A 22,095-nucleotide genomic window follows, 5' to 3' on the forward strand; every position below is an offset into this window, starting at 1 on the left:
GCGAGCAGGCTCGCTCCCACAGGGAGTCGCAGCGGACAAGGGTTTTGCGCCTCCAGCGAGTTCGTTGCAGGCGTGAAAAAACCTCCGATGCATTTTTGGGCAGAGGACACAGCAGTATCAAAGGATCGCAGGCTGTGCCAGGGCCGGTCACGGCTTCAAAGCCGGAACCTGTTCACCGACTGCGACAACTGCCCTGCCAGGCTCGCCAGCTCATCAGTAGTGTTGGCCGTCTCGCCAATCACACGGCTGTTGCCCTCTGACATCCCGGCAATCATTTCCACCTGATGGGCGATTTCGTTGCTGGCCAGGCTTTGTTCGCCAATGGTGCGAGTGATGTCGTTGACCAGTTGGGTGGTATTGAGCGTGGCATCGAGAATTTCCCGGATCGCCCGCTCGACCTCGGCGGTCACCGCCATCCCCTTGTCGACCTGAGCCACCCCCGCTTCCATGCTGCTGACCGCTTCGCGGGTGCTTTGCTGGATGCGCGCAACCATGCCGGCGATTTCCTGGGTCGACGCACTGGTACGCCCCGCCAGGCTGCGCACTTCGTCAGCTACCACCGCAAAACCACGGCCCTGCTCTCCGGCGCGGGCGGCTTCAATCGCGGCGTTCAGTGCCAGCAGGTTGGTCTGGTCGGCAATGCCCTTGATGACCTGGATGATGCTGAAAATCCCTTCGGACTCTTTGTCCAGGGTGCGGATGACCTGCGCCGACTGCTGCGCCGAGCGAGCGATGCCATCCATGTCGCTGACCACTTGATGGATCACCCGGCCGCCTTCCTTGGCCAGGTTTTCCGCCTGGTTCGCCATGTTCAGCGCACGCTCGGCATGCCGGGTGATCTCTTCGATGCTGGCGGTCATTTCGCTCGCGGCTGCGGCCATGGTGCTGGCGGCACTGCTTTGCTGTTGACTGCTGTCAGCTACCTCATGGCAGCCATTGCTTAACCGTTCGCTCATGCCGCTCACGCCGTGGGCGTTGCTGCGCACGACCTCGATCATACCGCGCAAGTCGCGCTGCATGGTCGCCAGGCTGCGAATCAGGGCGCTGGCTTCATCTTTGCCGGCAGGTTCGGCAATTGCCTCGCTCAGGTGGCCGTGGGCGATGCTGTCGGCGATGCGACTGGCGGTTTGCAGCGGGCCCATGATACTGCGCAGCACCCAGCGCCCCTGCACCAGCAGCAACAACAGGCTGGCGATCAGCACACCACCGAGGGCAATATTGGCGTTGCTGATGGCCTGTTGCGTACCGACGCTGGTTTGCTGGGTATCGGTTTCGATCAGTTCGCTGAGCGCAGCCATCTGGTCTTCGAGCTGGCTGAACGCGGCATTAAAAGTGCCGAGTTCCTGTTGCGCAGCCAAAGGATTTTCCAGCGCCAGCCCGACAATCCGCTCCGCGGCGCTGATGTAGGTATCGAGGCTCGGCTTGATCTGATTGAGGCCAGCCTGGATGGTGGGGTTGACCGGCAGCTTGAGGTTGTTGCCCAGCACTTCACGGAAATGGCCCGCGTGCTCATCGATGGAGTTGCGCACCTCGGCCTGGCTGCTGTTGCTCTTTCCCAGGCCAACCAGCATCGCCGACAACACGTCGGCGCGCAGGGCGTCATGCATCATGTCGGCTTCGAGGTGATTGCGCAGCGCGGCCATGCTGACTTCGCTATCGCTCACCGCCTCCGCCATCTGCGTGTTTCCCACATAACTGACCAGGCTCATGATCAATGCCGTCAGCAAACCGGTACCAATCAGCAGTATCAAACGTATTTTTATCGACACTCTTTGCATCCCCGATCAGTTGGGTGCAGCCATGCTGCAGATGGCTGTTCTGATCAGGTTATCGACTGCGCGAAGCGCTAATTGAAGGCTATTTGCAAACGAGCGTTTTGTTGCTCGCCGGGGTAAGTAACGATTGCAGGGCCAGTGCATTGCCCACGGCATAACCGCTGGCGGTGTTGTCGAAAATGCACCAGGCCTGGTTTCCTGCCTGTGCCGCCAACTGCACTTGCTGCGCCAGTGCCTGCAGGCGGACGCTGTCGTAGGCGCTGTGGTAAATACGGGGCGAGCCGTGCCAGCGCCAATACTCAATCCCCGGCCAGCCACCCGGCACGTCACCGCCAGGAATGACCGCGGGATCAGCCGCCACCCGGCCGACCTGCTGTTCAACCAACAGGGCCTGCGCGTGTTGCCAGCTGGCATGCCGGGGCTCAAGCACCACGGGCCCGGCGTAGCGCAGGCGCAAGGCGCTGAAAAAAACCGACGCGCAGGCTTCGTCGTACGCCAGGGAGGGCGGCAACTGGACCAGTAAACAACCGAGTGCATCGCCCAGTGCCGTGCATTGCCCTAGGAAGTCATCCAGCAGTGCCTCACATGCCTGCAGACGCTGACCATGGGTTATAAGCTTGGGCACCTTGACCGAGAAGCGAAACCCGGGCGGCACCGATTCGGCCCAGCGCTGATAGGTCTGCGGGCGATGGGGGCGATAGAACGAACTGTTGATTTCGACGGCCGTCAGCTGCGAGGCATAACGCTGCAAGTGAGTGCCTTCGGCAGCAAACATCGGCCACTGGTCGCGGGGCAGATTCCAACCAGCGCAGCCGATGCAGGCTTGGTACCGGGTCATTGGAGCAACGCTGCGGTTTCAACATCGATGTCTGCTTGCATGTCGCGCCCTCCTCGCTATGCGCATCCTTGTTCTTGGAGGAAAGCGGATCACGCAAGTTCGTTTTTTCCTGCCTCAAACACCCGGATAGACAATTTCCAGCCAAGGCCAGCGCGCCTGATAGCTGAGCGCTTTCTTTTCGAACAGATCAAATTGGTGGTTCACCGGATTGATCCGCAACAGTCCCTTCTCGATATCATCCAGGCCATAAGGCGCATACACCTCGCCGCTCAGCACATCCACGCCAATGCAGGTGCCCTCGATCAGGTAGCGATCAATGCCCTCCTTCGCCGAATTGAGCTGTGGGTACGCCCCGCCGAAGCGCTCGCCGTACCACAAGTGGACGCGGGCCTGGTTCTTGATTTCAATGTTGAGGTCGAGGTCTTGAAACAGCGCTTTGGCCGCCAGGATGACGTCGTTCTCCGCCTCCCAGGACAAGTCTTGGTCAAAGTAGAAAACGTCGTAATCCTTGATGCCCCACGCGGCGGGTTTTGCGTCGTGATGGTTCCATACGGCCTGGAACAGGCAGCCGGCAGTGAGCATGCACTGCTTTAGGCCAAGGGCCGGCAGACGGTCGAGGATCTCGACGTTGGCCGGGTTGGTCCGGGCGATTTCCATCAGACGATCGGGTGTCAGTACCATGGCGAACTCCTTGTCAGCAATCAGATCCCTGGAAGCAGGACGATACCGCAAAACAAGCGAGTTTTTCATCAGTGAGGTCTTAAACCAGTGGCAAGGTCACCACGAACTCGCTGCCCTGGCCATCGCCTGTGCTGTGCCCGGTCACGCGGCCACCGTGCGCTTCGACCAGCTCACGCACCACGGTCAGGCCGATGCCCAGCCCGGCGCCGTTGAAGCCGACGGCAGTAATGTCCTGCACGAACGGCTCGAAAATATGGGGCAGCGCCTGGGCGGAAATACCGATGCCGTTATCACCAACACACATCCTCAGCTCGCGGCCCTGGACTGTGACCCTCAACGTGACGACGCCGCCCGCCGGGGTGTATTTGGCGGAGTTGCCCAGCAGGTTGCCGAGAATTTGCGTCAGGCGCACGGCATCGCCATTGACGCTGAGGGGTTGCTGCGGCACATCGGCCGTGAACTGCAGCCGGTGAGCGCGCATCACCGGCCGGCACACTTCGACGGCGTCTTCGATGATCGAGACCATATCGACCAGGCAGCAATCCAGTCGCAACTTGCCGGTACTGACACGGGACACATCGAGCAAGTCCTCCACCAGACGCGACATATGCCTGACCTGCCCCTCAATCAGTAGCTGCATGCGCGGCAGCTCTGCGCTGGGCACGCGTACCAGGCGACCGGCGATCATGCTGATCGGCGTCAGCGGATTGCGCAACTCGTGGGCCACCACAGCCAGGGTGTTGCGTTGCAGCAAAAGCGTGTGTTCGGCCGAGGCTTGAAGTTGTTGCGCACTGAGGGCTGCAATAACCAACTGCTCGTTGGCTTCGCGCATTTCCAGGAACAGCTGCTGCTCGCTATCAGTACGCCGGTTTTTGTCGGCATCGGACTGCGCCGACAGGATCGCCAGCACCAGCTGTTGATTGGCCTCGATCAATTGCTCGACCTGCTGATTGTCCAGGCGCTGGGCGTTGGCCTCGCTCAGTTCCTTTTGCAGGGCCGCCAGCACTGCCCGTGCTTCAACGGTTTTCTGCCCCAGCAGGAACAATTCACGAGCGGCAGTCGCCAGCGCTATTTCGTTCCGGCCATCAGCCTCGTCCATGATATTCCTCATCCATTGTCGAGGTCGGTGTGGCGCTGGGTTGGGCGGCCACCGAGCAAACCTTCCTGATCCGGCAAGCGGTCGCCAATCTGCAGTCCGTTTTTGTCTATGCGGTACAGCCGCAGCTCGTCAGAGTGCGCGCTTGAGCGCACCTTGACCACCGCCATGATGCGCAACAGGCGGCTCTGCACTTCGATGTAGCGTTGCACGATGATCGCGTCGGTGAGAAATGCCGTGCCGTAAGGGCTGAATCGCAGGTCGGTGTAGCGGTCTTCCAGCTCGGAAGTCATCAGCACGCTCACCCCGGCACCGGTCAACGCAGTGACCATCCGCGACAGCGACTCGCGGAAATCCTCGCGAAAGGTCGGCGCCAGCGCCAGCTCGAAACCTGACAATGAATCGATCACCACCCGGGTCGCCTTCAGGCGACGGATTTCGCTAAGCAGCAAATGCACGATCTCATCGATGGACAGGTCCGGCGCGCGGCTATCCACCAGGCCGACCTTGCCGGCCTCGATCAGGCTCGCCAGGGTGGCGTTCTGCGAATGATTGGGACGCTGTTCAAAGACGGCAATCACGCCGGTTTCGCCATTGCGCGCACCTTCGGCCAGGAAGGTCGCGGCGAGGATGCTCTTGCCCGAACCCGAAGGCCCGGCCACCAGCAGCGAATAGCCCCGCGGCAGGCCACCGCCGAGCATCTCATCAAGTTGCGGAACACCCATTTTCAGGCGCTCGCCGACAGGTGCCCGAGGTACTTCGAAGTGTTCGGTTGCAACCGGTGCGAAGACCTTTATCCCCGATGTGGCGATGCGGAAGGTGTGCAGTCCAGGCATCGTCGGCTGGCCACGCATCTTCATGATTTCCATCTTGCGCACCATGGAGTTGCGCTGCACGCTCTGGCGCAGCCAGATCAGGCCGTCGGCCACGGTAAAGATCGGATTGGTATCGGTTTCGGTGAAATACTCACCAATCAGGAAGGTCGTCGCCTGCCAGGTGGTCATCAACATGCCCAGTTGCTGGACGAACTGCGGCAGATTGTTGTTCGGGTTGTCCTGGGTCTGGCTGGCCAGTACTACCGAGCGGAACGAGTCGACAAAGACCAGGGCCGGCGAGTGGGTTTGCACCTCGCTGACGATGCGCCGCAGCACTTCGTCCAGATCACCGGCCAGGGTGTCGTCGGCCAGGTTGATATAGCGCACCGAGTGGTTGATGGCTTCACTGTCGAAGAAGTCGAACTGCTGTTGATAGCGCAGCATCTTCAGCGGTGGTTCGCCAAGCACGGTGAAGAACAGCGCCGGGCGTTCAGGGGTTGCCAGGGCAAACATCATCTGATGCGCCAGGGTGGTCTTGCCGCAGCCCGGAGGGCCGGCGATCAGGTTGAACGAAAATTCCGGTAATCCTCCGCCCAGCACCTCGTCCAGTCCTGGCACGCCCGTGGCCAGACGGTTGATAGTTACTTTGGTGCTCATGGCGAAATTTCCTGCGAAGGGGTGTCGCTCAGGGAAGGTCCCCACACGTCACGAAGCAAACGTGCGGTGAGCGAGGGCCCGATCAGCGTGGTCAACAGCTCGTAGAAGATGGTCAGCATGACTTCGCTGAAGAGCAACGCATCGGCATCGCTCTGCTCGACGAGCACCGACCCGAGGGCAAGCACATCCATCGACGCCGGAACACTGGCACACGTGGCGGCGAATTGCGGGTGCCGGGCGGTGCAAAGATGCAGGCTGCGGCGGTAAAGCGCGACAACCCCCTGATTGCCGATGATCGGCGCGAGGGCTGCGTCCATATCCTGCAAAGTGGTGGCCAGCGCCTGGGCAATCCTTGCGGAGTCGGCGTTGGGGCCAACACGGTGCGCCAGAGAAGCTACGATCCGGCGGCTCTCTTGGCTTTGCGTGGTCATGGCAAACTGATATCTGGTGAACAGACCTTGATGGTACACCCTATGGACGCGTCGGGAGTCAATTAACCACGAGGCTGGCGGGGGACGCCGCAGCCATTGGCGATGATCACTGCCCAGTCGAGCAGCGCCTTGATCTGTAGACGCAAAAAGCCTATAACTTGATCCATAGATTATCAAGTGAGGTATATTTCATGGCCAACGCCCTTCCTGCACAGGCATTTTCCAAGGAGCAATGCGTGGCCGGCCTGCGGGCGGCGGTCGGGATCATTGAGAAATGGGCAGCGTCCAGCGAGCAGGCCTGCCGGATCCTGCGTATTTCCCGCAGCACCCACACCCGCGCCAAACAACGTGACCCTGACTGGTCGGTGGCGCTGGATGCCGATCAGATGCAACGTATCAGTTTTGTCCTCAACATCCACGCCGCGCTACGCCTGGTGTTTGATAACCCGGACAATGTTTATGGCTTCCCCGCCATGGCCAATCACAACGAGTTCTTCAACGGCCGCTCGCCCCTGGAGATCATGTCTCAGGGGGACATGGTCTCGCTCTATGAGACCGTCCGCCGGATCGACGTCCTGCGGGGTGCACAATGGTGACCCTGGAGCAGTTGCCGACCCTCGCTGGGGAGCCGGTGCAGGCTTATCGCCTGGTCAATTCGAAGTTCCCGCCCATCGACTTGTTCGATGACGTGGCCGACGCCCGGGAGTTCGAAGCGCTCTATCAGATCCAGGCACTGACCAACCCCAGGCTCAGGAACGAACTCGGTCAGCTGGAGATGATTGCGCGTAGCGAAATCCCCTTCGGCATTCCCGGCTGTTCCTACGCCACCGCGCCCTTCACCCACGTCAACCCGGGCGGCTCGCGCTTCAGCGATGGCAGCTTTGGCGTGTTGTACCTGGCAGCCTCGATGGAAACTGCCCTGGCGGAAGTGCAACATCACCAGAGCCTGTACTGGTCGAACGTCCGTGGTTTGAACTATGAACGTTTTGTGTTCCGTGGGTTGTCCTGCTCGTTCGTCGATGCGGCGATGAAAGATGCCACCGCCCTGGCGATGAACGATGCGATTTACGCGCCCGACGATTACGCGTCATCCCAGCGCCTGGGCAAGGCCGTGAAGCTGGCAGGTTGTCCCGGCTTGCGCTACGGGTCGGTGCGCTTGCAGGGCAACCACTGCTGGGCACTGATGACCCCAAGGCCGGTGTTGTCGATCATCCAGAGCGCCCATTACGAGATGATCTGGAACGGGCAGATCACCGGGGTCAACCAGATACACGAGGCCTGAGCACTGACAGGTCGATACTTGCATCCCGCTCGTTAAAAAGCCGGTCGACGCTATCCGGAAAATGCTGAGCACTGTCCACAATCTGCACACTTTTCTCACCCCAAGCGAACCTCGGGAAAAAACAGCAAAAGCCGTGCGATTACCGGTCATTGGCCTTTGCCGCTGCGCGTGCGAGCCCATACCCTTGGGTGCGGCAATGTCTGCCGGATAATAAAAACACAGCGAGAACCTCACCTTGAAGCGTCCGATCCTAGCTCCCCTGTACCTGGCATTGTTGACTGCACTTGGCGCCCCTTCGAGCCAGGCGACTGACCTGGACTGGGTGGATTCCGCAGTCAGCTCGGTCAACCAGCAAGTCATTGATCTGCGCCGCACCATTCACCAGCATCCAGAGCTGGGCAACCAGGAGGTCAAGACGGCTGCCCTGGTCGCCGCTCAGCTCAAGGCCTCGAACATCGAAGTGCGCACCCAGGTCGGCAAGACGGGCGTGGTCGGCGTGCTCAAAGGCGCACTGCCTGGGCCCGTGGTGGCCCTGCGCGCCGACATGGATGCGCTGCCGGTCAAGGAGGCGACCAACCTGCCCTTCGCCAGCCAGGCAACCGGTGTGCGGCTGGGCAAGACCGTGCCGGTGATGCACGCTTGTGGCCATGACACACACACCGCCATGCTGTTGGGTGCGGCCAAGGTATTGGCCGAGCATCGCGATCAACTGCGCGGCACTGTCGTTTTCCTGTTCCAGCCAGCCGAAGAAGGCGCGGCCGATGTGGACGAGTTCCAGACCGATACCTTGATCGGCGCCCAGGCAATGATTCGCGATGGCGCCATGGACTCGCCCAAAGTCGAGGCGATATTTGCCCTGCACGTAATGGCGGGCTACCCGAGCGGGCACCTCTTCTACAAGGCCGGTACGGTGCTCAACAGCAGCGATTCATTCCGCATCCAGCTCAAGGGGCAGCAGACCCATGGCTCAGCTCCCTGGAGCGGCAACGATCCAATCGTCACCAGCCAGGGCATCATTGCCGCGATGCAGACGCTGGTCAGTCGACGCATCGATCTGACCAAGGGAATGGGGGTCATCAGTGTCGGCACGATCAATGCCGGCTCGGCGGCGAACATCATCCCCGAAACCCTGGAGATGACCGGGACCATCCGCACCAACAACGCCGACATACGCGACAGCATCCTGCAGAAAATGCCGCCGCTGGTCAGTGGCATCGCCAGCGCTTATGGAACCGAAGCCAAGTTGCTGCTGGTGAACAATGCCCCGGTGACCATCAACGACCCGACCCTGACCGAAGCCATGGTGCCGGCACTGGAGCTGGCCGCGCCGGGCAAGGTCCAGCGGCTTGAGTCATCGTTGTCGCCCAGCGAAGACTTTTCCTACTACGCCCAGAAGGTACCCGGCCTGTTCGTATTCCTGGGCGCCACCCCTGAAGGCCAGGACATGTCCAAAGCGCCCAACAACCACAGCCCGTACTTCACCGTCGATGAAGCCACCTTCGCGACCGGGGTGAAGGCGCACGTGCAGTTCGTGCTGAACTATCCCGAGCGCGCAAAGGGCAAATCCTGAGTATTCACAACGCTGGAATCAGGTGACCGAGGCGGCCTCATCGCGGGCAAGCCTTGCTCCCACAGGGTTATGCGCCACACAAGGTTACGCATGCCCCTGTGGGAGAACGATGTAGTCGTTCCCCTGGATGATCCCGCTGTGGTCACCCTCGACCAGATGGATATACCGCCCCCCCACCAGGTCGATCGGCAGGCAATCATCCACGTCCATCAGCGCATCAGTATGCGACTGACTCCAGTGTGCCGGCATTTGGCGCTTGCCCTTGGCAGCGGCTTCTTTCCTGTTCCGGGCGACCACCAGCAGGTAATGGTGAGCTTCACCAAACACCGATGTTTCATAACCACCCAGGTTGATGAAGTACAGGCGCGGTGAATCCGCTGCCGGTGCCATCGGACTCAACTCGACTTTCCATCCTTCCACACCATCAACGCGCATCCACGAGTCGATGTGCACGCCGGCTGGATGGCCAAACCAGCCTTCTCGCAATTGCCCATAGGTACCCTGAAGGTCATCCGCAACGGCAAACACAACATCATGAACCTCAATCCGCGCCCTGGGATGTTTGCCTCCCAGCATCACCACAAACAGCATTACCGTCCTCCTGATTACGCCAGACTACCGCTCCCCTGAGGCGCCGCAGTTGCTATTGCTCAAAGCGTCCAGAAGACTCCCGATCCTGTTCATAGTGCCTGTCCAGCGCAAAGGCGGGCAACCACGACTCACGACGCGAGGTCCAGCTTTCGTAAGTGGGCAGGTTCTTCCCCACACGCCAGCGGCTGTGTACCATCAGCGCGGGCCGATGCTGCCCGCCGCTCGCTTCCGCAAGGAAGGGTGAAAGCATGTATTCAATACCCAAATCCAGTCGCAACTCTTGACGGTCGAGGTTTGGCAACGCGAGCACCAACATGCCTTGATCAAAGGAGCTGTGATGATTTCTATCGAACAAGCCAAGCAAATGGCCAAGCGCCTGCGCGCCTCACTGCAAGCGCACGACCAGCAAGCGTCTCATTCCATGGCGCTGGAACTGGTCGCCCACCAGTTGGGTTACAAGGACTGGAACACCGCTGCGGCGCTGCTGCCTGCGCAAGTCCGGCAAACGGCGGTCACCTTCACTAAAGCCATTCCGATCCTGCGAATGTTTGACGAAACCAAGGCGCGGGAGTTCTACCTCGACTTCCTCGGCTTCAGCGTGGAGTTCGAGCATCGTTTTGAAGCGGATCTGCCCCTGTATCTGGGGATCCAGCGCGGTAGCCTGCAACTGCATCTCTCGGAGCATCACGGCGATGCGAGCCCGGGCGCGACGACCTTTGTCCCGATGGACAATATTGAAATGTTCCGTGACGAACTCCAGGCCAAGCGCTACGGCTATGGCCGGCCCGATATCGTCGAGCAAGGCTGGGGCAAGGTGCTTGAAGTCCATGACCCGTTTGGCAACCGCATCCGGTTCTGCCAGGACTGACACTGCCACGGCGGACCGCCGACAGCGGTCCGCTTCTTCACTGATTCGCCGCGTCGAGACCCGACTCCGGAACATTGAGAAAGGCATTCCACAGCGCATACGCATCGTGGTGCCTTTGGGTCGCGTCATCCCACGCAGGCCCGGAAACGCATCGGGCAGATACCAGCAGCATCATGCCCATTGTTGCGGCGTCCAGTTCGATCAGGAGCGCGTGCGATTGTATTCTGAAGTCTTCGACCGATGTCATTGAGTGAACCCCGGGCGGATAGCACCGCCATTGCAGAGCCAAGCCCTGTGAAACATCGAGTGCGGGCATCGTGCAAGATTCAACCGGCCTGACCGCCGGTATCCCTGCATGCCAGCGCGGCTATTGCAACAACCCGTCCGTGCGCCCCGTTGTTGCCAACCACGCCATCCCGACCTATGGTCCTTTCCATACCTATCGCGATCCAATCACTGACCCTCCATTGCCGATAAACAAGCGAGGTGATGACATGCCAAGCGACTCCCGCCCTGCCGTGCTCGAACTGATCGGTAACACGCCCCTGGTGCGTGTCAGCCGATTCGACACCGGCCCCTGCACCCTGTTTCTCAAACTCGAATCCCAGAACCCCGGCGGCTCGATCAAGGACCGCATCGGCCTGGCCATGATCGACGCGGCCGAGCGTGACGGGCGCCTCAGGCCCGGCGGCACGATCGTCGAAGCGACTGCCGGCAACACCGGGCTCGGCCTGGCGCTGGTAGGCCGCGCCAAGGGTTACCGGGTGGTACTGGTGGTGCCGGACAAGATGTCTACCGAGAAGGTCCTGCACCTCAAGGCCATGGGCGCCGAAGTGCACATCACCCGCTCCGATGTCGGCAAGGGCCATCCGGAGTACTACCAGGACGTGGCCGCACGCCTGGCCCAGGACATTCCCGACGCGTTCTTCGCCGATCAATTCAACAATCCGGCCAACCCCCTGGCCCATGAATGCAGCACCGCGCCGGAAATCTGGGCGCAAACCCAGCACGACCTGGACGCCATCGTCGTCGGCGTCGGTTCTGCCGGCACCCTGACCGGCCTGACCCGCTTTTTCAAACGGGTGCAACCGGACCTGGAAATGGTCCTGGCCGACCCAGTCGGCTCGGTCATGGCCGAATACAGCCGCAGCGGCACGCTCGGCACGCCCGGGTCGTGGGCGGTGGAAGGCATCGGCGAAGACTTCATCCCCTCCATTTGCGACCTGTCCAGCGTGCGCAAGGCCTACTCGATCAGCGACGAGGAAAGCTTCGATCACGCGCGCCAACTGCTGCGGGTCGAAGGCATTCTCGGTGGATCGTCCACCGGCACCCTGCTCGCTGCCGCGCTGCGTTACTGCCGCGAACAAACCCAGCCCAAGCGCGTGGTCAGTTTCGTCTGCGACACCGGCACCCGCTACCTGTCCAAGGTCTACAACGACCAGTGGATGAATGATCAGGGCCTGCTTCAGTACAAACGCTACGGCGACCTGCGAGACCTGATCGCACGGCGTTTCGAAGACGGCCGGGTGATCAGCGTGGGCCCGGACGATACCTTGCTTACCGCGTTCCAGCGCATGCGCCTGGCCGATGTCTCACAACTGCCGGTGCTGGTGAACGGCAAGCAACTGGTGGGCGTCATCGACGAATCCGACATCCTGTTCGGCATGCAGGAGGACCCCTCGCACTTTCGCCTCAGCGTCGCCAGCGCCATGACCGACAAAGTCCAGACCCTCGCACCCGCTGCCAGCCTGGCGGAACTGCAAGCCGAGCTCGACCGCGGGCTGGTGGCGATCATCGCTGACGCCTCGGGCTTCCACGGCCTGATCACCCGCTTCGACCTGCTCAACCACCTACGGAGATCCCTTGCATGAGCCAGCATGACGAAAACGCCCCGGCCCACGCCTTCGCCACTCGCGTGATTCACGCGGGGCAGACGCCGGACCCATCCACCGGGGCGTTGATGCCGCCGATCTATGCCAACTCCACTTACCTGCAACAGAGCCCCGGCGTGCACAAGGGCCTGGATTACGGCCGCTCCCACAATCCGACGCGCTTTGCCCTGGAGCGTTGCGTCGCAGACCTCGAAGGTGGCACCCAGGCATTCGCCTTCGCCTCGGGGCTCGCGACCATCTCCACGGTGCTCGAACTGCTCGACGCCAACGCCCACATCGTCTCCGGCAATGACCTGTACGGCGGCACCTTCCGCCTGTTCGACAAAGTTCGCAAACGCAGCGCCGGGCACCGTTTCAGCTTCGTCGACCTGACCGACCTGGCCGCCTTCGAAGCAGCCCTAGAGGACGACACGCGGATGGTCATGGTCGAGACGCCGACCAACCCGCTGCTGAGCCTGACCGACCTCGCCGCGATTGCCCGCATCTGCCGCGCGCGAGGCATCATCTGCGTGGCCGACAACACTTTCGCCAGTCCGTGGATCCAGCGCCCGCTGGAGCTGGGCTTCGACATCGTGCTGCACTCGACCACCAAATACCTCAACGGCCACTCGGACGTCATCGGCGGCATCGCCGTGGTCGGCCAGAACCCTGAACTTGCCGAGCGCCTGGGTTTCCTGCAAAACGCCGTCGGCGCCATTGCCGGCCCATTCGACGCGTTCCTCACCCTGCGCGGCATAAAAACCCTGGCCCTGCGCATGGAGCGCCACTGCAGCAACGCACTGGACCTGGCGCAGTGGCTGGAACGCCAACCGCAAGTCGCCCGCGTCTACTACCCCGGCCTGCCTTCACATCCCCAGCACGAGCTGGCCAAGCGCCAAATGCGCGGCTTCGGCGGCATGATCTCCATCGACCTCAACACCGACCTGGCCGGCGCCAGGCGCTTCCTGGAGAACGTTCACATCTTCGCCCTGGCCGAGAGCCTGGGCGGTGTAGAAAGCCTGATCGAACACCCGGCCATCATGACCCACGCCACCATCCCGCCCGAAACCCGGGCACAACTGGGCATCGGCGATGGACTGGTGCGCCTGTCGGTGGGGGTTGAGGACGTGGAGGATCTGCGTGCGGATTTGGCTCAGGCGCTGCAGAGGATCGACACCCCAGTATAGGAGCGAGCTTGCTCGCGATGTGAGCAAGAGCGATGTGGAAATTCAGGTAAGCAGCGTCAGCGTTAAAGCCCATCGCGAGCAAGCTAGCTCTTACAGTCGATGGGTGCGTCTGTGCAGTGGAATATGAATCAGAAAAATGGCAGGGGCGGCTGGATTCGAACCAACGCATGGCAGGATCAAAACCTGCTGCCTTACCGCTTGGCGACGCCCCTGTATAGATCGCGACGAGTGCTGTGCACTGTCTTTTTTGATGGTGAAGCGGGTGAGCAACGACGGGCGTTGCTACGTTCGCTGCCAGTCCGGTGAGGCCCTGTGCAGGAATGGGCGCAAATTTACCAACTTCTGCGCCATGTTGGAAGCAAAAAGTGGAAATAATTTTGTTTTAAAACAGCTGCTTATCGTATTCGCAGGGCTGCACCGGCGACTTGGCTCATTTGACCAGGGCGCCGGACAGATCGAATTCAGCCCCTGGCCGCCATCGCCGTGACTTCCACGCGCATCCCTTCCACCGCCAGCGAGGCCACGCCGACAGCGGCGCGAACGGGCCATGGCTTGGCGAAAAAGCGCTTGTAGACTTCGTTGAAGGCGGCGCGATCGGCCATGTCGGTGAGGTAGATGGTCAGGTGCAGGACGCGATCCATGGAACTGCCGGCGCGCTCCAGCGCAACCTTGAGTGCCTGCAGGGTGCATTCGCTTTGCAGGGTGATATCGCCCAGCTCCAGGCTGCCATCGGCGTGGGTCGGGATCTGCGTGGAAACCAGCAGACCGCCGAACCCGACCACGTCGGAGGAGATGGAATCGGCGTCGGGATCAGGGACGAAGGTGATGTCTTGGTTGGCCATGGGGGTCTCTTTCATAAAGTGATCGGCTGGGGTACGCCTTGAGCGGGCATAGTCTACAGCTGCTGCGCGGTGGTGTGGATGGTTGACGCGGCGGATCTGTGTCATGCGCAGGGAGACTGGCAACTGGAATCCATTGTGGCTGGCAGGGATTACTGTGGGAGTTGCAGAATTTGGAAGAAGGTTCTCCAACAAAGGATTAGCCGATTGAGTCTAGCAGCGCGGGGTCATGGCCTATCCTTCCACTCAATTGATCACTGCGAGTAGCGTCATGACCACCCCTGAGTCCGCCCTGCTGCAAAGCTGGCACCACAACGCCCGCGCCTGGATCGACGCTGTCCGCAGTGGCTCGATCGAAAGCCGCCGCCAGGTCACCGACCAGGCCATTTTATTGGCAATCATGGGCCGCCAGCCTGAGCGAGTGCTGGACCTGGGCTGTGGCGAAGGCTGGTTATTACGGGTGCTGGCTGAACGCGGGATCACCGCAGTTGGAGTGGACGGCGATACGACACTGGTCGAGGCCGCGCGGACGGCGGGCAGCCCACAGGTCTACCTGGCGAGCTATGAAACCCTGGTCGATGCGAAGGTCGACATCGGCCGCGACTACGACCTGATCTGCGCCAACTTTGCCCTGCTGCACCAGGACATCATCCCGCTGCTCAGCGCCATGAACGCCCTGCTCGCCCCCGGCGGCGCGCTGGTGATCCAGACGCTGCATCCCTGGACTGCGGCGGCAGGCGACTATCAGGATGGCTGGCGATCAGAGACCTTCGCCGGGTTTTCCGGGCACTGGCAACCCATGCCCTGGTACCTGCGCACCTTGTCCAGCTGGTTCAACGCGCTGGACATGGCGGGCTTGCAACTGGTGGGCCTGCAAGAGCCGCAGCACCCGCAAAGTCCGGTGCCGCAGTCGTTGCTGATGGTGGCTGAACAGCGTCTCCCGGGCGTTTAACCTGGCCACCCTCCACGACCGCCCGGCTCAAGGGCTGTGCTCAAGGTCGTTCATGTTGTTCTTTGCCAGTGCAACTCATTGTGGCCACAGATCGACCGGAAAATATTTCTGCGAGATTTGCGTGTACTTGCCCGACTCATGCAATTGCGTGAGTGCCTGGTCGATGCGCTCCTTTAGCGCGGTATCGCTTTTGCGCAGCCCGGCGCCGACGCCCAGGCCGTACTGCAAGGGGTCCATCTTCACGCTGCCGGTGCCTTTCTCTTCATATGCCGCGCCATCTGCGGAGCTCAGGAAAGCAATATCGCCGAGCTTGTCGAGAAACATGACGTCAATACGCCCGGCCAGCAGGTCCGCGTTACAATCATCCTGGGTGGCATAGATGCGAATCTCGGAGTCCTTGCCGTAGGCGCTGCGGATGAACTCGGCGTTGGTGGTGGAACCCTGCACGCCGATGGACTTCCCGGCCAGGCCTTGTGGGGTCAGCGTCAGCCGGGTGTCCTTGGCCGCGACGAAAATCCCTGTGGTTTCGTAGTACGGACGGGAAAAGGCAATCACCTTCTGCCGTTCCGGGCTGATGCCCATGGAGTTGAACAACACGTCGAACTTGTTGGCGAGCAACGCCGGAATAATACCGTCCCACGCCACCTCCTTGATCTCGCACTCGGCTTTCATCTGCTCGCACAGTGCCCGGATCAGGTCGGGTTCAAAGCCGGTGAATTGCCCGGTGGGCGTCTTCACCAGGAATGGCGGGTAAGGCTCGGCGGCCACACCAAAGCGCAGCTTGTCCTCGGCTGCACTGGCGGGAGCCGCGAAGGAACATAACGTCATGCCGACGGCAGCCAACAACGTCAAATTGCGCAGCATTGATTTCATGGTCAGTCCTTTTTTCTCAGGAAAATGGTTCGATAGCGCGGCTTGCTACACCCCGGGTGACGGCAATGGCAGCCAGCCCTGGATGTTTTGCCAGTCCGCTTCGAGGGCGGCAAAACGTGACAGCGAGAAGCTCGAGATGTCGGCAAAACTGCAACGGCCGTCGACCACCAGATCGCGAATCGCATGACCGCTCGCCGGCGACAGGCCGAACCCGACCCCCGACAGGGTGGCCACCGTCACATTATCCAGCGCGGCGGGCCGGTCGATCACCGGGCGCCCGTCGGGGGTATTTTCGATGAACCCGGCCCAACTGCGGATCACCCGCTTGTGCGCCACCTTGGGAAACAGTTCGGCGAGCCGTCGGGCAATATTGCATTGCAGCGGAGTGGACTGCGCACGGTTGCGGCTGACGTCGCGCAGGTCGACCCACTCATGCGGCCCGCCGCCATACGCCAGGTTGCCGCGCAGGGTCTGACGACCGTACAGGCCATTGCCATCCACCCCGCCCACCTCCAGTAGCGGCAGTGGCTCGGTAACGATCATCTCGGCGCGTGCAGTAACCAACGGAATCTCGACGCCGAGCTGAGCGGCCAGTTCACCGGTATGCGGGCCTGCGGCGATCACCAACTGGTCGCACGAAATCAGCCCCTGGGCAGTGCGCACGCCGGTGACACGGTTACCCTGACGCTCGATGGAAAGAACCGGCGAGTGCTCGAGCAAACGGCCACCAAGATTCTTCAGTGCCCAGGCATACGCCTGCAAGGTGCGATGCGGATTGGCGTGGCCGCCAAAATGATAGTAGTAGCCGGCCAATACGTTGTCGCCGGCAATGGGCACCACGTCACGCACCTGTTGGGGGTCGAGCCGGTCGACGCGCAACCCGTACCAGGCGGCTTCGTCGACAACCTTTTCATCGATCGAGACCTGATGCTCGGTCAGATCGATACTGATGCGATCCGGACGATATTCGGTGGGATAACCTAGCAGTTCGTCCATCAGTGGCCACAGCCGTTGCTCTTCGACGAACAGCGGACTGTGGTGGTGGGAACAGCCGCCGCCATTACGGCCCGAGGCGCCCCAACCGATCAGGCCCGCTTCAAGTACCAGCACGTCAACGCCATCGCGGGCCAGCCACCAGGCGGCACTCAGGCCAGTCACTCCTGCGCCGACGACGATCACGGATGCACGGTTGGACGATTTCTTCACTGCGCGCATGGTGTCAGCCCTCGACAGGTGGCGTATGGGTGGTGCCCGTCGGGCGCCGGGCCACTGTTTGTTGCCCGGTGCACAGCCAGAACGGCGTCCACTGGGACGGCATGTCGAACCAGGCATCCCAATGACCGAACATCTGCGGCGTTTCCTCGACCTGACCCAACTGTCGCATTGACAGCGGCCGCACGGGCGGGCGAAACGAGGCCAGTGCGATACCGTCGACACTCAAGCCGGCACTGATCCCCAGCAAGGTCGCCACCTGTTCGCGGCAGCGCCGCCCCTGGCACGGGCCCATGCAGGCGCGGGTCAGGCGCTTGGTCACGTCCGGATTCGGCAGCGACGACGTCATCGCACTCTGCACGGCAGCATCGGCCGGTATCCATTGCAGATAGCGCGGCGGTTGCTGGCCTATGATTTCACTGGCTGTGACCTCTTCGCACAGGCATACGTAGGGCTCATTGCGGGCATGCACAGTGGATGCGCGGACCCACGCCGCACGAATTGCGGCGACATCGAAGACGGGGCCGTCCGGCAATGGCGCGGGTTCGGGCGGCGGCGTGACTACGCCCAGGGCCGCCAGCGCGGTGTGCGCAGCCACCCGGCCTTCGTGCCTTGCGATGGCATCGTCGAGGCTTTTCGCCGTCCAGGTTCCAGCGCAGTCCCCGGCCACCAGGATAAACGGCAACGACGAGCGCTGCGCCCGATCAATGTCGGGGACATGCCCGCCGCGTCCGGCCTGGAAGGAGGTGCGGCAGCCGGCCGCTTCGACCAGTTCGATCGCCGCAATAGCGGCCACGCCGAGCAGTACCGTGTCACATTCAATCTCTGTTGCAACCCCGGGCAGTGGACGCCCCGCCCCATCGATCGCAACAGCAGTGATCCCCTGCACGCCGTGCGCATCTGCGCGCGCCTCGCCAATCACATGCCCGCTCAACACCTGGGCGCCTTGCGCCACCAACAGGTCGAGTAGCGCAGGGTCAGCGCTGACCCGGTCAGCCTGCTCGACGATGGCCACGATCTGCACACCCTTGGCGATCAGCGCACAGGCCGAGACCAGCGCCTGGGTGTCGCTGCCGAGCAACACTGCACGTTTGCACTCCAGCGCGTCATAGACAGTGGCCAGACGATGCGCAGCGCTGACCCCCATTACGCCGGGGTGATGCCAGCCGTCAAACGCCAGGCCCATGTCCCGTCGTCCGGCGGCGACTATCACTTGCCTGAAGCGCAGCAAACTGGCGTTGTCTTCGTCGGCCAGGCCGGCAATCGAGCCCTCGATCCAGGCGGTGGTGCGCTGTTGCGGGAACAACCCCCACACCGCTGTGCCCAGTCGCACATCGACCCCGGCGTCGAGCGCCTCGGCGATCTGCGGACGCGCATCAAGCAGGGTCGGCAGCACGCTATTGCGATTGGCGACTGCGGCGCCCATACGGCCTCCGAAATGCAACGGCACTTCTTCTCCCATGGTCTCCAAAGGCAGCGGATTTTCGTCTACCAGCGTCACGCGCAGGCCATGCCCGGCAGCAGCCAGGGCGGCAGCGAGCCCCGCGGGCCCGGCGCCCACGATGAGGATATCGGTCTCGTCGCTGACCGGCGGAGCCTTGCCAGCCACCGAAGCGGGATCGTAATAGGTGTCTGGATCGAGAGGTTTTGTCATCGTTGTACCCTCGCAAGGACGTGCACAGTAATTGACTAGAACAGCGAAGAAGGCGGCTTGACATCGCCCTCGGCAAATCGCGACAGGCGCAGCTGGCGCATGTCCAGGCCCGGATTGCCCGAGTCGATCCAGTCCGCCAGGATCTTGCCGACGATGGGGCCCATGGCAAACCCGTGGCCGCAGAAGCCGGTGGCCACTGCCAGGCCGCGGGGCGAGGTGTGCGCGTCGATCACCGGAATACCGTCCGGCAACACATCGATGCCGCCGGCCCAGCGGTCAACGATCTGCGTATTCACCTGATCGGGAAACGCCGCCTTGAGCGCGCGCATCGCGCTTCCGAGGCCCTTTTCATTGGGCTGCAGCAATGGATTGCGCTGGTGAATCCCGGCGCCCAGCCGCGATGCCTCGGACCACGGCATGCGCTGGTGCAGATCGCTCAGACAGGCGCCGTTGAGGTTGAAGCGAAACGATTTGCGGTGTGCCCACAGCGACGGCGCATACCAATGCAATGCCCGCAGATGGCCAAGCGTCATGTCGACGTCGACATGAGCGTCGTCGGCCACGTTGAAGCTGCCGTCCAGCCGCTGGCGGAAGCCCACACCGTTGGCAATCGTGGAAATACCGCTCAGGGTCGGCCCAACGCTGGTACGCGCCACCGTGCCCCGTACCAATTGCTGCGGCAGGGAAATACCCAGCATCTTCAGCAGTCGAAAAGTGCTGACACCTGCCGCGCACACCACGGTTTTCGCCTTGACGTAGCCACGCTCGGTTTCCACTCCGACCACCTGGCCGGCAGCGACGTCGATGCCTTTGGCACCGCACTGTTCAATGATCTGCGCGCCCAGTTCCCGGGCGCGCATTGCGAAGGCGCGGGCCACACGTGTGGGTTCGGCCTGACCGTCGCTGGCGGTATACAGACCGCCAAGCTGCGGCATCGCGTAACCCGGCAGTTTTTTTTGCACCTCCCGAGGCGAAAGCATCACCGTATCGACCGAGAAACTGCGCGCCACTGACAGCCAGGAGGCATAACCCTCGCGCTCGACCTCGTTGCCAGCGACGAACAGGCAGCCGTCATTGCGCCAGCCCAGGTCGGTCTGCAGGTCGTGCTCCAGCGAACGCCAAAGCCCGATACTGGCCTGCATCAACGGCACTTCGGCTTCGTCACGGGACTGCTGGCGAACGAAGCCCCAGGCCCGCGAAGATTGCTGCCCGGCAATGATGCTTTTATCAATCAGCAGAACCCTGGCCCCCGCTTTGCTAAGGTAGTACGCACAGGCACACCCCATCAGGCCGCCGCCGATGATCGCCACGTCGACTGCTTCCGGCAGGCGTTGGTCCTGGGGCGCCGAGCGGCTATCGAATGCCATTGCTGGAGTGTTCATGAGGGCCACCGTCCGCTGGAAAAAAGACGCGTAGCGCCGCGTCGTTGTTTCAATCAAGAATGTGCCCCGTACTGGCGAAATAACAGTGATGTATCTGCATTAATCCCATGTGAGGAGCGCATAGAACATGAGCCGCCAACTGCCATCCATCGAGCTTCTGCAGGCCTTCCTGACGGTGGCGAAGACCGGCAATTTCGGCAAGGCTGGCGAGCAGCTCAACCTCAGTCAGAGCGCGGTAAGCCGCCAGGTTGCGCAACTGGAGGCGCGCCTGGACAGCCGCCTGTTCGAACGCCACACCCGCAGGATCGTCCTCACCGCCGAGGGCCGTTCGCTGGTGCCGGTGGCCGAACAGGTCATCGGCCTGCTCTGCGATGCCTCGCACATGCTCGCCACCGTCGGCCGTAGTGTCAGCCTGCGTGCTCACCCGACCATGGCAGCGCGTTGGCTGATCCCGCGGCTCACGAGGTTTTATGGTATGCACCCGCAAGTCACCGTGAGCGTGGATACGGTGTATCACCGCTTCCCCGACTTCGCGTTCGAATCCATCGACGCCATGGTCGCCTACGGCACCGCCACCTGGCCGGACTTCGAAGCGTTGCAATTGTGGGAAGAAGAACTGATCCCGGTGTGCTCCCCGGCCTTGCTCGCCGGGACCACACCGCAAGAACTGCTCAAGAGTGCGCGGCTGGTAGACTCGAGCATGGACCGTCTGGACTGGCGGCGCTGGGCTGAGTACTACCCGGACTCAACCGGCATCGATAACGCTCATTTGACCTTTGATACGCTGGAGTCGGCCATCGTCGCGGTGAAATGCGGCCAGGGGATTGCGCTGGTTGATGCGGTGCTGACCGATGACGAATTGCGCAGTGGGCAGCTGGTGCGAGTGCATTCGGGCCGCATCGTGACCGGGGGGCGGTACACGCTGGTGTATCCGCGGCGGGTCAAGCACTCGAGTGGGTTTTCGGAGTTTCTGGAGTGGTTGGAGCAGGAAGCGGGTCTCGACGCTGCCCGCACCTGAGATTCGTTGGCGAATCAGCGATTGCTAATGACCCTTGCAACTCAATCCCGATCCTTCGTTGTACGGATCAGGTTATTTCGCAGCTTCACTATCGCTTTCTGCATGTTCACGAAATCCTCCGGATCAAGTCCCGTCTGCGGGAAGCCATCTTTCGAGAGCCCTTCACGCAACTTGCGGCCTTCACTGGTCAGATTGATGCGCACCTGGCGTTCATCTTCCGGGTCGCGTTGACGGCGCAGATAACCCATGGCTTCGAGCTTCTTCAGGATGGGGGTCAGCGTATTGGATTCCAGAAACAGTTTCTCGCCAAGGCTGCCAACGGTCTGGTTATCCTCCTCCCACAGCGCAACAAGCGTGATGTATTGCGTGTAGGTCAGCCCCAGCCGTTCAAGCATTGGCTTGTAGGCTTTACCGAAGGCGAGGTTGGAGGAATACACGGCAAAGCACAGGAAGTCGGAAAGCTTCAGATCAAGGGCGGCGGTCTTTTCATTGGATTTCATCAG

22 protein-coding genes, 1 tRNA gene and 2 pseudogenes are annotated in these 22,095 nt (G+C 61.7%); 8 read left to right on the plus strand and 17 right to left on the minus strand.

Annotated elements, in window-relative coordinates; all coding sequences use genetic code 11:
- Nucleotides 1-155: 155 nt before the first annotated feature.
- The 7 genes and pseudogenes from AAEZ09_RS29520 to AAEZ09_RS19590 all read right to left on the minus strand — a co-directional run bounded on the left by AAEZ09_RS29520 (nt 156) and on the right by AAEZ09_RS19590 (nt 6,293).
- Nucleotides 156-1,019 (minus strand): methyl-accepting chemotaxis protein, encoded by an 864-nt coding sequence (locus tag AAEZ09_RS29520; RefSeq protein WP_374091309.1) that lies wholly within the window; start codon nt 1,017-1,019, stop codon nt 156-158.
- Nucleotides 1,014-1,778, minus strand: a pseudogene (locus AAEZ09_RS29525) (MCP four helix bundle domain-containing protein); the annotation flags it as partial. The gene AAEZ09_RS29520 and the pseudogene AAEZ09_RS29525, both read right to left, overlap by 6 nt.
- Nucleotides 1,779-1,857: 79 nt before the next feature.
- On the minus strand, nt 1,858-2,613 hold the full coding sequence (locus AAEZ09_RS19570; protein WP_350600429.1) for a DUF72 domain-containing protein: 756 nt from the start codon (nt 2,611-2,613) through the stop codon (nt 1,858-1,860).
- A 114-nt stretch (nt 2,614-2,727) separates the two neighbouring features.
- The gene (locus AAEZ09_RS19575) at nt 2,728-3,294 is read right to left on the minus strand and encodes a nucleotidyltransferase family protein (RefSeq protein ID WP_045057378.1); all 567 of its coding nucleotides are present in this window, start codon (nt 3,292-3,294) and stop codon (nt 2,728-2,730) included.
- A gap of 79 nt (nt 3,295-3,373) precedes the next feature.
- Nucleotides 3,374-4,393, minus strand: coding sequence for a sensor histidine kinase (locus tag AAEZ09_RS19580; RefSeq protein ID WP_350600431.1), 1,020 nt, complete (start codon nt 4,391-4,393; stop codon nt 3,374-3,376).
- Nucleotides 4,394-4,401: 8 nt separating this feature from the next.
- Complete coding sequence (locus tag AAEZ09_RS19585) at nt 4,402-5,862, minus strand: ATPase domain-containing protein (protein ID WP_045057380.1); 1,461 nt, start codon at nt 5,860-5,862, stop codon at nt 4,402-4,404.
- The gene (locus tag AAEZ09_RS19590) at nt 5,859-6,293 is read right to left on the minus strand and encodes a hypothetical protein (RefSeq protein ID WP_045057381.1); all 435 of its coding nucleotides are present in this window, start codon (nt 6,291-6,293) and stop codon (nt 5,859-5,861) included. Before AAEZ09_RS19590 ends, AAEZ09_RS19585 begins: the two co-directional genes overlap by 4 nt.
- 191 nt (nt 6,294-6,484) lie before the next feature.
- Between AAEZ09_RS19590 and AAEZ09_RS19595 the strand changes: the two genes are divergently transcribed.
- From AAEZ09_RS19595 to AAEZ09_RS19605, 3 genes are all read left to right on the plus strand, one after another.
- Entirely contained in the window at nt 6,485-6,889 is a 405-nt protein-coding gene (locus AAEZ09_RS19595; protein ID WP_350600432.1) for a hypothetical protein, read from the plus strand.
- Nucleotides 6,883-7,575 carry an RES family NAD+ phosphorylase gene (locus AAEZ09_RS19600; protein WP_350600434.1) on the plus strand — a complete coding sequence of 231 codons (693 nt, stop codon included), beginning with the start codon at nt 6,883-6,885 and terminating at the stop codon, nt 7,573-7,575. Before AAEZ09_RS19595 ends, AAEZ09_RS19600 begins: the two co-directional genes overlap by 7 nt.
- A 235-nt stretch (nt 7,576-7,810) precedes the next feature.
- On the plus strand, nt 7,811-9,145 hold the full coding sequence (locus AAEZ09_RS19605; protein WP_350600435.1) for an amidohydrolase: 1,335 nt from the start codon (nt 7,811-7,813) through the stop codon (nt 9,143-9,145).
- An 84-nt stretch (nt 9,146-9,229) separates the two neighbouring features.
- On the opposite strand, the gene AAEZ09_RS19610 is transcribed toward AAEZ09_RS19605, so the two are convergent.
- Together AAEZ09_RS19610 and AAEZ09_RS19615 are read right to left on the minus strand one after the other, a co-directional pair.
- A complete protein-coding gene (locus tag AAEZ09_RS19610; RefSeq protein ID WP_350600437.1) occupies nt 9,230-9,736 on the minus strand; it encodes a DUF1543 domain-containing protein in 507 nt (168 codons plus the stop codon).
- 52 nt (nt 9,737-9,788) lie between these two features.
- Nucleotides 9,789-9,896, minus strand: a pseudogene (locus AAEZ09_RS19615) (GFA family protein); the annotation flags it as partial.
- A gap of 177 nt (nt 9,897-10,073) precedes the next feature.
- Between AAEZ09_RS19615 and AAEZ09_RS19620 the strand changes: the two are divergent.
- A complete protein-coding gene (locus AAEZ09_RS19620) occupies nt 10,074-10,604 on the plus strand; it encodes a glyoxalase superfamily protein (RefSeq protein ID WP_350600438.1) in 531 nt (176 codons plus the stop codon).
- A gap of 37 nt (nt 10,605-10,641) precedes the next feature.
- Here AAEZ09_RS19620 and AAEZ09_RS19625 read toward each other — a convergent pair whose 3' ends face one another.
- On the minus strand, nt 10,642-10,851 hold the full coding sequence (locus AAEZ09_RS19625) for a hypothetical protein (RefSeq protein WP_350600439.1): 210 nt from the start codon (nt 10,849-10,851) through the stop codon (nt 10,642-10,644).
- A gap of 247 nt (nt 10,852-11,098) precedes the next feature.
- Here AAEZ09_RS19625 and AAEZ09_RS19630 point away from each other — a divergent pair, with 247 nt between their 5' ends.
- Both AAEZ09_RS19630 and AAEZ09_RS19635 read left to right on the plus strand, forming a co-directional pair.
- On the plus strand, nt 11,099-12,475 hold the full coding sequence (locus AAEZ09_RS19630) for a pyridoxal-phosphate dependent enzyme (protein ID WP_045057407.1): 1,377 nt from the start codon (nt 11,099-11,101) through the stop codon (nt 12,473-12,475).
- Entirely contained in the window at nt 12,472-13,662 is a 1,191-nt protein-coding gene (locus tag AAEZ09_RS19635) for a trans-sulfuration enzyme family protein (RefSeq protein WP_350600440.1), read from the plus strand. Before AAEZ09_RS19630 ends, AAEZ09_RS19635 begins: the two co-directional genes overlap by 4 nt.
- A gap of 137 nt (nt 13,663-13,799) precedes the next feature.
- On the opposite strand, the gene AAEZ09_RS19640 is transcribed toward AAEZ09_RS19635, so the two are convergent.
- Together AAEZ09_RS19640 and AAEZ09_RS19645 are read right to left on the minus strand one after the other, a co-directional pair.
- A tRNA-Gln gene (locus tag AAEZ09_RS19640) sits at nt 13,800-13,874 on the minus strand.
- A 249-nt stretch (nt 13,875-14,123) separates the two neighbouring features.
- The gene (locus AAEZ09_RS19645) at nt 14,124-14,504 is read right to left on the minus strand and encodes a RidA family protein (protein ID WP_350600442.1); all 381 of its coding nucleotides are present in this window, start codon (nt 14,502-14,504) and stop codon (nt 14,124-14,126) included.
- Nucleotides 14,505-14,772: 268 nt separating this feature from the next.
- On the opposite strand from AAEZ09_RS19645, the gene AAEZ09_RS19650 reads away from it, so the two are divergent.
- A complete protein-coding gene (locus AAEZ09_RS19650; RefSeq protein WP_350600443.1) occupies nt 14,773-15,453 on the plus strand; it encodes a class I SAM-dependent methyltransferase in 681 nt (226 codons plus the stop codon).
- A 75-nt stretch (nt 15,454-15,528) separates the two neighbouring features.
- On the opposite strand, the gene AAEZ09_RS19655 is transcribed toward AAEZ09_RS19650, so the two are convergent.
- Genes AAEZ09_RS19655 through AAEZ09_RS19670 form a run of 4 tightly spaced genes read right to left on the minus strand, consistent with a single transcriptional unit; the run spans nt 15,529 to nt 20,574 of the window.
- Complete coding sequence (locus AAEZ09_RS19655; protein WP_350600445.1) at nt 15,529-16,326, minus strand: transporter substrate-binding domain-containing protein; 798 nt, start codon at nt 16,324-16,326, stop codon at nt 15,529-15,531.
- Between the two features lie 45 nt (nt 16,327-16,371).
- Nucleotides 16,372-17,541, minus strand: a complete 1,170-nt coding sequence (locus AAEZ09_RS19660) for an NAD(P)/FAD-dependent oxidoreductase (RefSeq protein WP_350600446.1) — start codon at nt 17,539-17,541, stop codon at nt 16,372-16,374.
- Between the two features lie 4 nt (nt 17,542-17,545).
- Entirely contained in the window at nt 17,546-19,192 is a 1,647-nt protein-coding gene (locus tag AAEZ09_RS19665; RefSeq protein ID WP_350600448.1) for an FAD-dependent oxidoreductase, read from the minus strand.
- A gap of 35 nt (nt 19,193-19,227) precedes the next feature.
- Nucleotides 19,228-20,574, minus strand: a complete 1,347-nt coding sequence (locus AAEZ09_RS19670; RefSeq protein WP_350600449.1) for an NAD(P)/FAD-dependent oxidoreductase — start codon at nt 20,572-20,574, stop codon at nt 19,228-19,230.
- 127 nt (nt 20,575-20,701) lie between these two features.
- Between AAEZ09_RS19670 and AAEZ09_RS19675 the strand changes: the two genes are divergently transcribed.
- Entirely contained in the window at nt 20,702-21,592 is an 891-nt protein-coding gene (locus tag AAEZ09_RS19675) for a LysR substrate-binding domain-containing protein (RefSeq protein ID WP_350600450.1), read from the plus strand.
- Nucleotides 21,593-21,633: 41 nt separating this feature from the next.
- Here AAEZ09_RS19675 and AAEZ09_RS19680 read toward each other — a convergent pair whose 3' ends face one another.
- Nucleotides 21,634-22,092 carry a MarR family winged helix-turn-helix transcriptional regulator gene (locus AAEZ09_RS19680; protein ID WP_205892211.1) on the minus strand — a complete coding sequence of 153 codons (459 nt, stop codon included), beginning with the start codon at nt 22,090-22,092 and terminating at the stop codon, nt 21,634-21,636.
- Nucleotides 22,093-22,095 lie beyond the last annotated feature (3 nt).

The sequence above is a fragment of the Pseudomonas sp. 65/3-MNA-CIBAN-0223 genome, assembly GCF_040310425.1.
Lineage (GTDB): Bacteria > Pseudomonadota > Gammaproteobacteria > Pseudomonadales > Pseudomonadaceae > Aquipseudomonas > Aquipseudomonas gregormendelii.

Coding starts and splice junctions, on each gene's coding strand:
- AAEZ09_RS29520 (WP_374091309.1), bottom strand. CDS start 1,019: ATGCAGCGCGACTTGCGCGGTATGATCGAGGTCGTGCGCAGCAACGCC.
- AAEZ09_RS19570 (WP_350600429.1), bottom strand. CDS start 2,613: ATGACCCGGTACCAAGCCTGCATCGGCTGCGCTGGTTGGAATCTGCCC.
- AAEZ09_RS19575 (WP_045057378.1), bottom strand. CDS start 3,294: ATGGTACTGACACCCGATCGTCTGATGGAAATCGCCCGGACCAACCCG.
- AAEZ09_RS19580 (WP_350600431.1), bottom strand. CDS start 4,393: ATGGACGAGGCTGATGGCCGGAACGAAATAGCGCTGGCGACTGCCGCT.
- AAEZ09_RS19585 (WP_045057380.1), bottom strand. CDS start 5,862: ATGAGCACCAAAGTAACTATCAACCGTCTGGCCACGGGCGTGCCAGGA.
- AAEZ09_RS19590 (WP_045057381.1), bottom strand. CDS start 6,293: ATGACCACGCAAAGCCAAGAGAGCCGCCGGATCGTAGCTTCTCTGGCG.
- AAEZ09_RS19595 (WP_350600432.1), top strand. CDS start 6,485: ATGGCCAACGCCCTTCCTGCACAGGCATTTTCCAAGGAGCAATGCGTG.
- AAEZ09_RS19600 (WP_350600434.1), top strand. CDS start 6,883: ATGGTGACCCTGGAGCAGTTGCCGACCCTCGCTGGGGAGCCGGTGCAG.
- AAEZ09_RS19610 (WP_350600437.1), bottom strand. CDS start 9,736: ATGCTGTTTGTGGTGATGCTGGGAGGCAAACATCCCAGGGCGCGGATT.
- AAEZ09_RS19620 (WP_350600438.1), top strand. CDS start 10,074: ATGATTTCTATCGAACAAGCCAAGCAAATGGCCAAGCGCCTGCGCGCC.
- AAEZ09_RS19625 (WP_350600439.1), bottom strand. CDS start 10,851: ATGACATCGGTCGAAGACTTCAGAATACAATCGCACGCGCTCCTGATC.
- AAEZ09_RS19630 (WP_045057407.1), top strand. CDS start 11,099: ATGCCAAGCGACTCCCGCCCTGCCGTGCTCGAACTGATCGGTAACACG.
- AAEZ09_RS19635 (WP_350600440.1), top strand. CDS start 12,472: ATGAGCCAGCATGACGAAAACGCCCCGGCCCACGCCTTCGCCACTCGC.
- AAEZ09_RS19645 (WP_350600442.1), bottom strand. CDS start 14,504: ATGGCCAACCAAGACATCACCTTCGTCCCTGATCCCGACGCCGATTCC.
- AAEZ09_RS19650 (WP_350600443.1), top strand. CDS start 14,773: ATGACCACCCCTGAGTCCGCCCTGCTGCAAAGCTGGCACCACAACGCC.
- AAEZ09_RS19655 (WP_350600445.1), bottom strand. CDS start 16,326: ATGAAATCAATGCTGCGCAATTTGACGTTGTTGGCTGCCGTCGGCATG.
- AAEZ09_RS19660 (WP_350600446.1), bottom strand. CDS start 17,541: ATGCGCGCAGTGAAGAAATCGTCCAACCGTGCATCCGTGATCGTCGTC.
- AAEZ09_RS19665 (WP_350600448.1), bottom strand. CDS start 19,192: ATGACAAAACCTCTCGATCCAGACACCTATTACGATCCCGCTTCGGTG.
- AAEZ09_RS19670 (WP_350600449.1), bottom strand. CDS start 20,574: ATGAACACTCCAGCAATGGCATTCGATAGCCGCTCGGCGCCCCAGGAC.
- AAEZ09_RS19675 (WP_350600450.1), top strand. CDS start 20,702: ATGAGCCGCCAACTGCCATCCATCGAGCTTCTGCAGGCCTTCCTGACG.
- AAEZ09_RS19680 (WP_205892211.1), bottom strand. CDS start 22,092: ATGAAATCCAATGAAAAGACCGCCGCCCTTGATCTGAAGCTTTCCGAC.